Source organism: Hahella ganghwensis DSM 17046 (genome assembly GCF_000376785.1).
GTDB classification, from domain to species: domain Bacteria; phylum Pseudomonadota; class Gammaproteobacteria; order Pseudomonadales; family Oleiphilaceae; genus Hahella; species Hahella ganghwensis.
Genome location: NZ_AQXX01000135.1, coordinates 1 through 13,746, shown reverse-complemented (window position 1 = coordinate 13,746; position 13,746 = coordinate 1). Strand labels below are relative to the sequence as shown.

General features: G+C 49.8%; 11 protein-coding genes and 1 tRNA gene. 10 read left to right on the top strand and 2 right to left on the bottom strand.

Annotated elements, in window-relative coordinates; all coding sequences use genetic code 11:
- The first annotated feature begins 8 nt into the window (after positions 1-8).
- Positions 9-2,681: a flagellar hook-associated protein FlgK gene (gene flgK / locus F566_RS0123575; protein WP_020409495.1), complete on the top strand. Its 2,673-nt coding sequence runs from the start codon at positions 9-11 to the stop codon at positions 2,679-2,681.
- A 46-nt stretch (positions 2,682-2,727) separates the two neighbouring features.
- Positions 2,728-3,966 carry a flagellar hook-associated protein FlgL gene (gene flgL / locus F566_RS0123570; protein ID WP_020409494.1) on the top strand — a complete coding sequence of 413 codons (1,239 nt, stop codon included), beginning with the start codon at positions 2,728-2,730 and terminating at the stop codon, positions 3,964-3,966.
- A gap of 207 nt (positions 3,967-4,173) precedes the next feature.
- Here the strand turns inward: flgL and F566_RS0123565 are convergent.
- A tRNA-Leu gene (locus F566_RS0123565) sits at positions 4,174-4,258 on the bottom strand.
- 288 nt (positions 4,259-4,546) lie between these two features.
- On the opposite strand from F566_RS0123565, the gene queA reads away from it, so the two are divergent.
- The 5 genes from queA to secF all read left to right on the top strand — a co-directional run bounded on the left by queA (position 4,547) and on the right by secF (position 10,339).
- Positions 4,547-5,566 (top strand): tRNA preQ1(34) S-adenosylmethionine ribosyltransferase-isomerase QueA, encoded by a 1,020-nt coding sequence (gene queA / locus F566_RS0123560; RefSeq protein ID WP_020409493.1) that lies wholly within the window; start codon positions 4,547-4,549, stop codon positions 5,564-5,566.
- Between the two features lie 125 nt (positions 5,567-5,691).
- Complete coding sequence (tgt, locus tag F566_RS0123555) at positions 5,692-6,801, top strand: tRNA guanosine(34) transglycosylase Tgt (protein WP_020409492.1); 1,110 nt, start codon at positions 5,692-5,694, stop codon at positions 6,799-6,801.
- 141 nt (positions 6,802-6,942) lie between these two features.
- Positions 6,943-7,302, top strand: a complete 360-nt coding sequence (gene yajC / locus F566_RS0123550) for a preprotein translocase subunit YajC (RefSeq protein ID WP_020409491.1) — start codon at positions 6,943-6,945, stop codon at positions 7,300-7,302.
- Positions 7,303-7,535: 233 nt separating this feature from the next.
- Positions 7,536-9,419 (top strand): protein translocase subunit SecD, encoded by a 1,884-nt coding sequence (secD, locus tag F566_RS0123545; RefSeq protein ID WP_020409490.1) that lies wholly within the window; start codon positions 7,536-7,538, stop codon positions 9,417-9,419.
- Between the two features lie 2 nt (positions 9,420-9,421).
- Entirely contained in the window at positions 9,422-10,339 is a 918-nt protein-coding gene (gene secF, locus F566_RS0123540) for a protein translocase subunit SecF (protein ID WP_020409489.1), read from the top strand.
- Between the two features lie 104 nt (positions 10,340-10,443).
- Here the strand turns inward: secF and F566_RS0123535 are convergent, their stop codons facing one another.
- Positions 10,444-11,241 carry an inositol monophosphatase family protein gene (locus tag F566_RS0123535; protein WP_020409488.1) on the bottom strand — a complete coding sequence of 266 codons (798 nt, stop codon included), beginning with the start codon at positions 11,239-11,241 and terminating at the stop codon, positions 10,444-10,446.
- Between the two features lie 481 nt (positions 11,242-11,722).
- Here F566_RS0123535 and F566_RS33835 point away from each other — a divergent pair, with 481 nt between their 5' ends.
- The 3 genes from F566_RS33835 to F566_RS0123520 all read left to right on the top strand — a co-directional run.
- Positions 11,723-12,511 (top strand): RNA methyltransferase, encoded by a 789-nt coding sequence (locus F566_RS33835; protein WP_020409487.1) that lies wholly within the window; start codon positions 11,723-11,725, stop codon positions 12,509-12,511.
- A gap of 148 nt (positions 12,512-12,659) precedes the next feature.
- Entirely contained in the window at positions 12,660-13,424 is a 765-nt protein-coding gene (gene cysE, locus F566_RS0123525) for a serine O-acetyltransferase (RefSeq protein ID WP_020409486.1), read from the top strand.
- Between the two features lie 115 nt (positions 13,425-13,539).
- Positions 13,540-13,746: transposase domain-containing protein (locus tag F566_RS0123520; RefSeq protein ID WP_020406688.1), on the top strand; the 207-nt coding region annotated here is incomplete at its 3' end.

The following is a 13,746-nucleotide window of genomic DNA, read 5'->3' as shown; positions in this document are numbered from 1 at the left end:
AGGAGGATATGAGCGGCAGTCTAATCAATATTGGTCTGACTGGCTTGAAAGCCACTCAGACTGCGCTTTCAACCACCGGTAATAATGTCACCAATGCGAATACCGACGGTTATACCCGGCAACGAGTGGATTTTGAGACCACTCCGTCCCAGTATACAGGTGCAGGATATCTGGGAACTGGTGTCAATGTCGCCAGTATTTCTCGTATGACCAATGAGTTTTTGATTGCCCAGGTCCGAAGTGATTCCTCGTTGTACAACCAGATTGAAAAAATCAGATCCAATGTCAGTCAGATCGACAGCCTGCTGGCGGATGCGTCTACGGGTCTTTCGCCTGGCTTGAGTGATTTTTTTGAATCCCTGCAGAGTGCTGCGGATGACCCTTCCTCCATTCCGGAAAGGCAGTTGGTGCTGACTCAGGCGGAAAGCCTGGTGAACCGATTCAATGTTCTCTATGGGCGACTGGATGCACTGGCCAGCAGTATTAATCAGGATATGCGTGCACAGGTTACCGACCTGAATGCATTGGCCGAAGAAATTGCTCAGGTGAATAAAGCAATTATTTCCTCCACCGGCAGGGCCTCCGGGGTGGAGCCAAATGATCTGCTCGACAAAAGGGATCAGCTTATCCGGGAATTGTCCGAAATCGTATCGGTCACGGTCGTTGAGCAAACAGACGGGCAATACAATATTCTGATTGGTAACGGGCAGACATTGGTGATTGGTTCCGATGCCAATACCATGGAGGTTGCAATCAGTGATGAGGATCCAAGCAAGCAGGATATCGTCATGGTGACCGGTGGCAGCCGGAATGTGATCACTTCTGAAATAGATGGCGGTCAGCTTGGGGGGATTCTTCAGTTTCGGGATGAAATTTTGTCTGAATCCTACAACGCCATGGGGCGGATTGCTTGGACTCTGGCGGATACCATCAACGAACAGCATCAGTTGGGGATGGATCTTGAAAATGGTCTGGGAGGGTTGTTTTTCGAAGATATCAATTCCCTGGACAATATGACGAACCGGGTCATCAGAAATGACAATAATGCGTCTCCTGATGATCGTGTCATTTATGCCAGCATCGTTGATACCGGTGAGCTGACGACTCTGGATTACGAGCTTGAATTCACTGGTCCTTCGGATAACGACATTCTGGTGACCAATGCTGCGACGGGTGAAGTGATAACGCGTGGCAGGCTGACCGGATTTTTTCCGTCAACATTCGAATTTGATGGTATTGAGATCACCTTTGAATCTGGGAGTTTTCAGACGGGTGACAGTTATATCGTCACCCCGACGCGGTTTGGTGCCAGAGATATTGATTTATCTATCAGTCGGGTAGAAGAGATTGCGCTCGCCTCTCCAATTCGTACCGATGCGGATTTGGGGAATGTTGGCAATGCTGTGATCAGTCCGGGTGAAATGTTGGCAGTCAATCAGAATTCTACCGATAGTCTGCTGCCCACATTTGAGGTTGAGGGTGAGTTGACGCCACCGATTGTCATCAGGTTTCTGACCGATACTTATTACGAGGTTCTGGATAATACTGATCCGGCAAACCCGGTGCCGCTCGATCCGCCCATGAATAATGAGTTGTATATTCCCGGTATCAAGAATTATATCTTCACTTCTGATGAAGGGCAGACAAGTGTCAGTGCGGAAGGGACGGATATCGCGCAGATTCCTGCCACTATTGCGTCTCCGGGTCCTTTTGCTAATGGCTACAGTGCTCAGACACTGACCATTCAGAATCGCGATCTGGATACAGGTATCGTGACCACGCAGCCTGCTCTGAATATCGCTGCAGATGCGTCGGCGGAAGATATCGCCGCGGCGCTGTCCAGCCGTAATGGGGTGTCTGTCAGTGCCTACACCATTGTGGAATTGAGCAACTTTGTCGATGACGCAGCAGGAACCTCGCCAACGCTGACCATTAATGGTGAAACGTTGACGATACCGGGTGATGGAAGCTTCGGGCCCAACGATCTCGCGGATCTCATTAACGAAAATGCGACATTGTCGGATGAAGGGATTATTGCTTCCAGTGATGGTACAACGCTGACGGTCAGGTCCTTAACAGGGAAGGATATTACTGTTGAAGTAGTAGGTGATGCCACGGATTCTGTGGATATCGACACCGCCAATGCGGGGGCGTCTGTCACTATTGTGGGAGGGCAGGGAACCGCTGTGGGAGGCTATATCGATGTGAGGCTTGATGAGGGGGTCAGGATTACTGCTGACAGTAATGCCCTGTTTGAGCAGGCGCCGGTGGCAGAGTCCACATTTACCGGATATCAAAGTTTTATTACCGGGACGCCTCAGGAAGGTGACAGCTTTACCATTGAATACAACGAAGATGGGATCTCCGACAACCGTAACGCGCTGAAAATGGCGGAGCTGGAAGTGACCGGCACGATTGGTGGGGGTGTCAGTACCTACAGCGAATCCTACTCTCAACTGGTTGAAGTGGTGGGCTCCACCGCAAGTCAGGCGAATCTGGATGCAGAAACATCGCTGTCATTGTTGACTCAATCTGAAAATCGCTGGCTTGAGCAGGCCGGCGTGAACCTTGATGAAGAAGCCGGGAGGCTGATCCAGTATCAGGCTGCTTACAACGCATCGGCGCAGGTGGTGTCGATTGCTCGCCAGTTGTTTGACACTTTGCTGGGAACGTTTAATTAAATGCCTGTCGCTATCTTTGGCGATTGGGTGTTAAGAGGTATTTGAGATGCGCATATCAACCCATCAGCTTTTTAATCGTGGTCTGGATAACATTATTGACGTCAATGCGCAGCTGCAGAAAACCCAGTTGCAAATCTCCAGCGGCAAGAGAGTGTTGACGCCTGCAGATGACCCGGTGGCTTCCACCCGGATTCTGCAGATTAATCAGGAGCTGGCATTGCTGGGGCAGTATCAGACCAATATTAATCTGGCGCAGAACCGGCTGGAGCTTGAAGACGGTCTTCTGGGTAGTGTCAGTGAGGTAATTCAGCGATTGCGCGAACTGACCGTGCAGGCGGGGGATGGTTCCCAGAATTCTGACGATAAGGCGTTCATTGCGGAAGAAGTCAAACAAAGGCTGGATCAACTGGTTGGCATTTTGAACTCCAAAGACCCCAGTGGGGAGTATGTGTTTGGAGGTTATCAGGGGAAAACGGAGCCATTTCAGCTGAACGAAGCCGGGGCTTATGTGTATCAGGGGGACGAAGGGCAGCGTTTCGTGCAGATTGATGCGGCGGTTTCCGTTGCTGCCAGCGATAACGGCAAAGCCATCTTTGTGAATGTCGATAGCGATAACAACACCTTTTATACAGAGGCGAGTCCACGTAACACTTCTGTCCCGCCGGCCGTGATCACTCAGGGGCAGATGATTGATCAGGAGTTGTACGATGAGTTTTATCCTGAAGATCTGGTGGTGGTGTTCAACGATGAAACCAATGTGGTGCCCGCCCGCCCGAATTACAGTATTGTCCAAAAATCAGACGGCCGTCCAGTGGCCAGTAACCAGGTCTTTGCCACCGGGCAGCCGATTGCGGTGAATGGTGTCCAGTTTGAGATTATCGGTACGCCTCAGCCGGGGGATACCTTCTTTGTTCAGTCCTCGGAAAAGCAGGGGTTGCTGACGACCGTCGAGCGTCTGGCCGCGGGGCTTGATGATTACCAGGATACACCGGAAGGGCGGCAGGTTCTGACAGATCTGATTGATTCCACCCTGGCCAACCTGACCAATGCGGAAACCAAGCTGCTGGAAAAGCGCTCAGAACTGGGGGCCAGGCTCAACACGATCGAGAGTATTGATCAGCTCCAGGGAGATGTGGAGGTTCATACAAAAGAAGTGTTATCTGAGTTGCAGGACGTGGATATGGCCGAGGCAGTCAGTCGCCTCAGTTTTCAGAATCTGATACTGCAGGCAGCCCAGCAATCCTATACCCAGGTCACGAATCTGTCGTTGTTTGATTTGTTGTAACCAGGGTGATGAGTTGTGATTGAAGTCGTTGGCTGATAAGTGTTGGGTGTCAGCACTGGTTCTGGTGTGTTTTGGTGCTTGAATGCAAAGAAAACCGGTCTGGTCTTAAGAAAATATCGAGATTAGACAAGGTTGCATGGTTTTCGTCAGGCAGATTGAGTTTGAAAACACTACGGTTGAATAAATTGGGGAGAAGAAAAAGAAAAGTGGTGCCGGAGGAGAGAATCGAACTCTCACTCCCGAAGGAACACGAGTTTGAGTCGTGCGCGTCTACCAGTTCCGCCACTCCGGCACTCAGAACCACCGGGTAGGACACCCAAGCGATTACAGGCCCGCGATTATACTGCTTTTGTTATAGCGGTCAACTCTTTTGTTTCTTATTTCCATCTTTTTTGTCTGCCCAGGTTATTGAATTGTTTGATGAAAAAATCATCCGCTCGTCGTCATGCGGGCGCTGGAATTAATATGTCGGCTTTGCCGGGGATGCTGCTGTAGTTCTCGTTAAGGCCCGCACTGTATGGCTTTGGGGTGTGATTTCAGATAAGCTATGCGGCCTTTTTTTGAGCTAAGCCAGCATTAAATGCGTGTAGACGATTTCGATTTTGAATTACCTGAAACCCTGATTGCCAAATACCCTCTGTCGAAGAGAAGTGCCAGCCGCCTGCTGTGTATGGATCGGAAAACCGGACAAAGGGAGCACCGGCAGTTTCAGGATATAGAACAATACCTGAACCCAGGGGATTTGCTGGTCTTTAATGATACGCGGGTGATCCCTGCCCGAATGTTCGGGCAAAAGGCAACGGGTGGAAAGCTGGAAATACTGATCGAGCGTGTCATCAATAGCCATGAAGCTTTAGCGCATATTCGTTCCAGCAAAGCTCCCAAGCCAGGGGCCCGGATTCAGGTGGGGGAATTCTCCCTGGAAGTGACCGGGCGGGATGACGCTCTCTTCTATATACGTACACTGGGTGATGCCGTGATTTCCGATATTCTGGAGCAGCATGGTCACATGCCTCTGCCTCCTTATATTGATCGGGAAGATGAGTTGGCTGACCGGGAGCGCTACCAGACTGTTTACAGTAAGAACCCGGGGGCAGTGGCGGCCCCTACTGCAGGCCTGCATTTTGATGAGGAACTTTTGGCCCGGCTGGAAGCGAAAGGGGTTGAATTTGCCTATGTAACCCTCCATGTAGGTGCTGGGACATTCCAACCGGTGCGTGTTGAGTCGGTCAGTGATCATAAGATGCACAAGGAGTATCTCGAAGTCAGCAAAGAATGCGTCGAGAAGATTAATCTGGCGAAGACGCAGGGTAATAAAGTCGTGGCAGTGGGGACGACCGCTGTGCGTTCACTGGAAACCGCGGCCAGTTCGGGTGAGTTGCAACCCTTTATGGGGGAAACCCGGATATTTATTTATCCAGGCTACGAATTCCGGGTCGTGGATATGCTTGTGACCAATTTCCATTTGCCCAGGTCGACATTGCTGATGTTGGTATCGGCCTTTGCCGGACGGGAAAATATTCTGGCTGCCTATAAAGAGGCTGTTGCCCGGGAATATCGTTTTTTCAGTTATGGCGATGCCATGCTGTTGCATACCTGAGTTTGATGATGCTGACCTGGTCCGGTGTTATCGGGCCGTCAGGAATTTGCTTTATCTGAAAAGTTCACCGCCGGGTCTTGTTGGCGGTGTTCCCAGGAGAATTAGATTTGTCACGTACCTGTTTTATGAATTTTGAAGTATCCAAGACGGATGGTAAGGCCCGTCGCGGAAAGCTGACATTCCCCCGTGGTGTGGTTGAAACCCCTGCTTTTATGCCGGTAGGAACCTACGGTACGGTCAAGGGAATGACGCCAAGGGATATCGAGGAAATCGGCGCGCACATTATTTTGGGTAATACCTTTCACCTGTGGTTGAGGCCGGGTATCGAGATCATGCAGCAGCATGGTGATCTGCACGATTTTATGCAGTGGAAGGGGCCTATCCTGACGGACTCCGGTGGTTTTCAGGTGTTCAGTCTCGGGGATATCCGCAAGATTACCGAAGAAGGGGTTAAATTCCGCTCTCCCATCGATGGCTCCACTATCTTTATGGATCCGGAGAAATCGATGGAAGTCCAAAGGGCTTTGGGGTCAGATATTGTGATGATATTTGACGAGTGTACGCCTTATCCGGCGACAGAAACCGAAGCTGCTCAGTCCATGAGGCTATCTCTGCGTTGGGCCAAGCGTAGCAAAGATGCGCATGGCGATAGTCCTTCGGCACTGTTTGGTATTATTCAGGGCGGAATGTACGAGCATTTGCGTGAGGAGTCTCTCGAAGGGCTTCTGAAAATCGGCTTTGACGGGTATGCCATTGGTGGTTTGTCTGTCGGTGAGCCAAAAGAAGAAATGATTAAGGTGTTGGATTACCTGCCTGAGAAAATGCCTGCTGACAAGCCGCGTTATCTGATGGGGGTGGGTAAGCCGGAGGATCTGGTTGAAGGTGTACTGCGCGGTGTTGATATGTTTGACTGCGTCATGCCGACCCGAAATGCTCGTAACGGTCATCTCTTTACCAGTCATGGTGTGGTGAAAATTCGCAACAGTCGCTATAAAACGGATACTCGTCCACTGGATCCGGAATGTGATTGCTATGCTTGTCAGAACTTTACCCGAGGCTACCTTTACCATCTTGATAAGTGTGGCGAAATGCTGGGGGCGCAGCTGAATACGATTCACAATCTGCGTTACTACCAAAACCTCATGTCTGGTTTGCGTCAGGCGATTGAAGAGGGTAAATTGTCGGCCTTTGTAGAACAGTTTTACCAAAAAATCAGAGCTGGTATTCCGGCTTAATTCAAATGGTTATAGGGCTTTGATGTCAGTCTAGACAAGTATCTGGCGGTATCGGGAGCTTTATTAAAGAGCTTTGGACTCTTAACGGAAAGTCTCAGATTTTTCCTTGCAACACTTAACTTTAACTGGAGTTGATATCTCATGTTAGATAAGCGTATTTTCGCTGCCATTCTTGCGCTGCTGCCTACCTTTGCTCTGGCTCAGGAGGGTGCGCCTCAGGGTCCCAGTGCCATGATGCAGATCCTGTTTCTGGGTGGCTTCGTGCTCATTTTCTACTTTTTGGTGTGGCGCCCGCAAAGCAAACGGGCCAAAGAGCACAGGGAATTGGTCGGTGGCCTGGGTAAAGGTGATGAAGTCCTGATCAATGGTGGCGTTGCTGGCAAGATCGTGCGTGTGAAGGACGATTTCATTGTGGTTGAAATTTCTGACAACGTAGAGATTAAGGTGCAGAAAGCTGCAGTCACCACCGCGCTGCCGAAAGGTACTCTGAAAGATATTTAATTTGAAGACACGAGGCCTGATAACAGACGATCAGGCCTCTGTTTTATTCTGCCGTCATAATCGGGTGGAATGATCAGTGGTCCAGAAGTGGCTGCTCGCGTCTGAAGCCGGGCTTTCTAATATTTCATTTGGCCTTCATATCCCAGTAATGCTGGACCTTCGGGAAGTGAAATATTAGGAAGTTTGTTTAGAAGACATTTGGTTTAAAAATATAGTACGGAGCCGTTGTCGGCATGCTCAATAAAAACCCATTGTGGAAAAATCTGCTCATATTAGCCGTATTGGTACTTGGCTTTATTTATGCGCTTCCCAACCTGTATCCGGATGATTATGCCCTGCAGATCAGCGGGTCGAGAGGTTCAACGGTCATTGATGACGCTGTACTGGAGCGAACCCGCAATGCGTTGAATGAGGCAAAAATCCCTTTCAAATCTGCAGAAATCGGGGAATCGGTGATAACGGTCAGGTTTGCCGATAATGATACCCAGTTGAATGCCCAGCCTTGGGTTCAGCGCGCGCTTGGAGATGGCTACATCGTAGCGTTGAACCTTGTGCCGACCACTCCTGATTGGCTGTCTAATATGGGGGCGTCTCCCATGAAGCTGGGTCTGGACTTGCGTGGTGGTGTTCACTTCTTGATGGAGGTAGATCTCGAGAAGGCTATCGAGCAGACGATGGAAGTTTCTCTTGGCGAGGTTAAAGGCGATCTGCGAGAAGAGAGATTGCGATATCGCTCGGTGGAGCAGACGGGGGAGCGTGAAATTACTGTGCTGTTTCCGCAGGAAGATGAGCGTGACGAAGCGCTTAACCTGAGTCGTCGTCAGTTTACGGACTTTCTGGCGGAAGGGGTTGAGCGGGATGACATGTTTGGTGTTCGTCTGACGCTTCTAGAATCTCGTGCCAAAGAAATTGAAGACTACGCAGTCTCCCAGAACCTCAGTACGCTGCGTAACCGGGTGAATGAACTGGGCGTGGCAGAGCCATTGGTTCAGCGCCAGGGGCGTGGACGTATTGTTGTTGAGTTGCCTGGTGTGCAGGATACTGCCCTTGCCAAGCGAATTCTGGGGGCGACAGCCAACCTGGAATTCCGTTTGGAGGCCAAGCCGGATGCAGGCTCTGCCTCTACTGAGCGCCACGAGTTCCGCAACCGCCCGCAAACGGCAATATTGGAAAAAGACATCATCATTACGGGTAGCAGTGTTGCCAGTGCAGCTCAGAATTTTGATGAAAACGGACGTCCTCAGGTCAATATCAAACTGGATTCGGCTGGCGGTAAAAAAATGTACCGTGTGACCGTGGATGCGATCCATCGCAAGATGGCCGTGCTTTTTGTTGAACATAAAGAGCGTAACAGAGAGGTCAGGGAAAACGGCGAAGTGGTGCTCAAGAAAGAGCGTTACGTCGAAAAGAAAATTATCAGTCTGGCCACTATACAGTCAGCTCTGGGAACTGATTTTCGTATCACGGGTCTGGATTCCGCAGCAGAAGCGGGTGAGTTGGCTCTTTTGCTACGCTCAGGCGCTTTGGCAGCACCGATCTATTTTGTGGAAGAGCGGACTGTAGGGCCATCTTTGGGGCAGAAGAACATTGAGGCGGGAACGCTTTCTGTTCAGCTCGGGTTTGGTCTGGTGCTGATCTTCATGATTTTTTATTACCGGTTCTTTGGTCTGGTTGCCAACATTGCACTGGCGGCCAACGTATTTATTCTGATAGCGGTGATGTCATTATTGTCTGCCACGCTGACATTGCCGGGGATTGCCGGGATCGTATTGACGGTCGGGATGGCTGTGGATGCCAATGTGTTGATCTACGAGCGTATCCGGGAGGAGTTGCGCAATGGAATGACTCCTCAGTCGGCGATTCACGCAGGTTATGATCGCGCCTTTGTCTCGATTTTTGATGCCAATATCACAACGCTGATTGCTGCACTGATTCTCTTTGCTGTCGGCACTGGTCCGGTAAAAGGGTTTGCCGTGACTTTGTCTATCGGGATTGTGACGTCGATGTTTACTGCGATTGTGGTGACACGGGCGGTTGTTAATCTCGCCTATGGCGGTCGAAGAATAGATAAGCTGTCGATTGGTAGTGCCAAGTCAATTGCGGTAACAGGAGCATAATCATGGCAGATGAAAAAGTTTATAACTTTATGGGTTTTTCCAAGGCGGCAGTAGGTTTGTCCTTGGTGTTGATCCTGATTTCCGTTGTGGCCATTGCTTATCGCGGATTGTCTCTGGGGCTGGATTTTACCGGCGGTACTTTGATTGAGGTTGAGTACGAGCAAGCACCGGCGGTGCCGGATATCAAGCAGTTGCTTGAGGAAGGTGGTTACCAGAACTTTGTCGTTCAGAAATTTGGTGCAGATACCAGTATTTTGGTCAGGTTGCAGCAAGGGTTTAGCGACGAGATCGGTGGTGAGGTTCTTTCAGCTCTTCGGAGTAGTGGTCAATCTGTAGAGTTGGTTCGCTCTGAGTTTGTTGGTGCTCAGGTGGGTGAAGAGTTACGAGAGCAGGGTGGTCTTGGTCTTCTGCTTGCCTTGGGCATGATCATGATTTACATCTCGTTCCGCTTCCAGTTCAAGTTTTCGATTGGTGCGGTCGCCGCATTGGTTCATGATGTCATTATCACTGTTGGGTGCTTTGCTGTGCTGCAATGGGATTTTGACTTGAATGTGTTGGCGGCTGTGCTGGCGGTAATAGGTTACTCATTGAATGACACCATTGTTGTGAGTGACCGGATACGTGAAAACTTCCGTAAGGTTCGTAAGGAAACGCCCACCGAGATTATTAATATCTCTTTGACTCAGACGCTCTCTCGTACGATTGTGACCGGTTTGACTACATTGCTGGTACTGGTCGCACTATACATCTTGGGCGGGGAGGCTTTGGAAGGATTTTCTAAGGCGCTGATCATTGGTATTGTTGTGGGTACATACTCTTCGGTATATGTTGCCAGTAGCTCATTGCTGATGATGGGGATCAGTAAAGAAGATTTGATGATTCCTGTGAAAGAAGGCGAAGAGCTGGACGAGATACCTTAGTTGGTGCGGCAGGTTTCGTAAAAGCAAAAAAGCCAGCTGAAAGCTGGCTTTTTTTATGGTGTCCAGAGTCTCTAGTTTAAGGAGGCCTGGTGTTTTTGTGGTGCTTATTCCGGCTTGGCGGTAAATTCTTTGGCTCGTGGAGCAATATTCTTCAACAGTTTGGGGTTGCAGCATATCAAATTACTGGTCCGGTCTGTCAGAGGGTTGCCATTGAAGTCCGCAGACAAGGCTCCGGCTTCTTTTGCGATCATGAGTCCCGCTGCGGTTTCTGTTGGAGAGATGTGTTGTAGCATGACAGCATCAATCTTTCCGGCTGCTATCCAGACCAGTTGCTCCGGGATGCATTGAGCGCTGCGAATGCCAAAGCAATCCTTCTCCAGTTTGGCATAGGTGTTGAAAATTCCGGTAGGATTTTCTTTGTTGCCAATGCCGTCAAGGATGTTGGTGGAGACCAGGGTGAGTTCCAGGTCTTTGGTTTTGGAGGTTCGGAGCCGCTTGCCATTTAGGGATGCGCCTGAGCCGCGGCTTGCGGTGTACTCGTCGCCACTTTGAGGGAATATGACAAGGGCGTGCTCCGGCTGGTCATTTTTTTTGCAGATGACTGAGAAGCACCAGTCCGGCAGGCCTCTGATCAGACTGGCGGGGTTATGCAGAGGCAGTATGTGCCAACTGATTCCTTTAGGGTTGCCTTTCAGATCGCCTTTCTTGTTAATTTGGTGGGTGGGGTAAGCTCGCTGCAGGGCGCGTGAAACATTTTCATAAAATGCCGAGTCTACTCTGGAAATAACGCGCTTGATCGCGTCTGGATCGCTGAAGGAAAGTTCCTCTCGTTCGATTGCCAGATTGATTTGCTCGTTAGTTGAGCGAATGGCCCGAAGGGCAATGTTGATCATTGGTTGCATTTTCGCATCCCTAACTAAAAAGTTGTTTAAAGCAAGGCCAGTAACAGTCCACTCGCTACTCTTTATCATGCGAATCGACTGATTTTTAACATACTTGATCCGATTCGCAACGAGGCATGCCTGCCCGCTGGTTATTGGCGATCAAAGTCGGATTTTAAAGAACTGGAAAAAAGGTGCGACATAATACCAGTATCTCTTTGCCTTCTCATCACAATTTACGTTAAAAAGAGTGATATCCGGGAAACTGCTTACACCTGATCAGAATGATAGAGATTTCGGCGGGTCTGCGCAAAGTCGAGGGAGTTGGTGTTTTAACCTTCTTCTGTCACTAATCGGCATGCTTGCAAGGTTGAGGTTGAGGTTGAGTGTTAGTGCCGATGGGAGAGGGTCATGAGCTTTAGGTTTATCGGTCACTCTTCTGCTAATATGTGCGCCTTTTTTACGTGGTCCCGTTAATTTATAGGTCAGAGATTAGGCTGATATGCTGGAACGAATACGAATTGTCCTGGTGAACACTTCCCATCCCGGAAATGTCGGTGCAGTAGCACGAGCCATGAAAAATATGTGTATGAGTCAGTTGGTTCTGATACAGCCACAGGATTATCCAAGCGAGGAGGCTGTCAGGCGCTCATCCGGTGCGGAGGATCTTTTGGCGGAGGCTGCGGTGGTTGATAGTCTTGATGAGGCGTTGGACGGCTGTGTATGGGTGGTGGGCGCCAGTGCGCGAATGCGTAATCTTCCCTGGCCGGTAGCGGCACCGAGAGAGGTGGCAAAGCAGGTGTCAGAAAAGGCTGCTGATGGTGATGTTGCGATATTATTTGGTCGCGAGCAGAGTGGCCTGACCAATGATGAGTTACAGCGATGTAATCTGCATGTCCACATTCCTTCGAATCCTGAATATTCCTCGCTGAATATTGCGATGGCTGTTCAGGTGATGTGTTATGAACTTTATCTGCAATCGCTGCTTGAAACCGGAGAAAATAATACCAATATCGGAACTTTATCCGGACCTTCTCAGTCACAATGGGATGAACCTCCGGCGACCACAACTGAGGTGGAAGGCTTTATTAATCACCTTGAGCGGACGCTGACAGAAATCGGGTTTCACGATCCGGATCGGCCCAGACAGCTCATGCCCAGGTTGCGAAGACTGTTTCAAAGGGCGAATCTGGATAAAATGGAGGTGAATATTTTGCGCGGGATGCTGAAATCCGTGCAAAAAGTGGCAGGAACCTGGAGGGCGGAGGAGCAGAACAGTCCTCGTCGTTGATTCTTGTCGATTTGAAGAGTGTGCATGACGCTGTCTGAATCTTCCGGATTTTGTCAGGGGCGGTGCAGTTGTTGCCAGGATAGTGGCCAAGTGCCGGTTGGTACGCTCAATATTTATAAGTTAAACAACCTAAATTTAGAGGCAAAGCATGTTTTCCCAAGTCAAAGAAGACATTAGAAGTGTGTTTCACCGAGACCCTGCGGCACGCAATGCGTTCGAGGTGTTGACGTGTTACCCGGGGCTTCATGCTTTGTTGATTCACCGCTTCAGTCACTGGTTGTGGACCAAGGGTGTGAAGTGGCTGGCACGTTTTCTTTCAACTCTCAGTCGCTGGTTTACCGGTATCGAAATTCATCCTGGTGCCCGGATAGGTCGGCGCTTCTTTATCGATCACGGTATGGGGGTGGTGATAGGTGAAACTGCTGAGATTGGTGATGATGTCACGCTTTATCAGGGGGTTACTCTGGGTGGTACCAGCTGGAATAAGGGTAAGCGCCATCCCACGCTGAGAAATGGTGTTGTTGTGGGGGCGGGAGCTAAAATTCTGGGGCCGTTTGAAGTGGGTGAGAATGCCAAAGTAGGTTCAAATGCCGTAGTCACAAAAGAAGTGCCGGCTGACGCCACTGTGGTGGGTATTCCGGGGCGTGTGGTTGTCAGGCAGCCGAAGGATGAAGATGAGGGTCGTCGCAAAGCGATGGAGGAAAAAATGGGCTTCGATGCCTATGGTATGAGTGAGGAAATGCCTGATCCAATCGCTAAATCCATACGGTCTATTCTTGATCATATGCATGCAGTGGATGATCGTCTCGAATCCATGTGCAAGTCCTTGCACAAATTGGATAAAGATTATCGTAATGGTGACTTGCCCCCTCTCAAAAATGAGGACTTTGAGTGCGTCAGTGAAGAGAAGTAGCTGAAATTACAAAGAGTCCAAAGCCCGGCGGATGTCGCAATGCTGTTCACTTAAGTGTTTGAGTTACGCAGGGCTTAATAGAAAATCCAATGATGGAAACATCATCGGATTTTTTATGGATTTTCAGCAAGACCTGCTCGACCTCAGCGACCTCTTTAACTTCTCAGACCTCAGCTCATTTACTCAAAACATCCCCGTCGAATGGGTTGAATCTGCACTGCGTTTGAGTGCCTCCGCGACGATTAGAAGGCGCCGACTACCATCAGACCAAGTACTTTGGCTTGTCTTGGGGATGGCAATGTTTCGGGATGAACCCGTGCAT

Excerpts from the sequence above, each read along its gene's own strand:
- cysE (WP_020409486.1), top strand. The coding sequence starts at position 12,660 with ATGTTTTCCCAAGTCAAAGAAGACATTAGAAGTGTGTTTCACCGAGAC.
- flgL (WP_020409494.1), top strand. The coding sequence starts at position 2,728 with ATGCGCATATCAACCCATCAGCTTTTTAATCGTGGTCTGGATAACATT.
- tgt (WP_020409492.1), top strand. The coding sequence starts at position 5,692 with ATGAATTTTGAAGTATCCAAGACGGATGGTAAGGCCCGTCGCGGAAAG.
- queA (WP_020409493.1), top strand. The coding sequence starts at position 4,547 with ATGCGTGTAGACGATTTCGATTTTGAATTACCTGAAACCCTGATTGCC.
- secD (WP_020409490.1), top strand. The coding sequence starts at position 7,536 with ATGCTCAATAAAAACCCATTGTGGAAAAATCTGCTCATATTAGCCGTA.
- yajC (WP_020409491.1), top strand. The coding sequence starts at position 6,943 with ATGTTAGATAAGCGTATTTTCGCTGCCATTCTTGCGCTGCTGCCTACC.
- F566_RS33835 (WP_020409487.1), top strand. The coding sequence starts at position 11,723 with ATGCTGGAACGAATACGAATTGTCCTGGTGAACACTTCCCATCCCGGA.
- secF (WP_020409489.1), top strand. The coding sequence starts at position 9,422 with ATGGCAGATGAAAAAGTTTATAACTTTATGGGTTTTTCCAAGGCGGCA.
- F566_RS0123535 (WP_020409488.1), bottom strand. The coding sequence starts at position 11,241 with ATGCAACCAATGATCAACATTGCCCTTCGGGCCATTCGCTCAACTAAC.
- flgK (WP_020409495.1), top strand. The coding sequence starts at position 9 with ATGAGCGGCAGTCTAATCAATATTGGTCTGACTGGCTTGAAAGCCACT.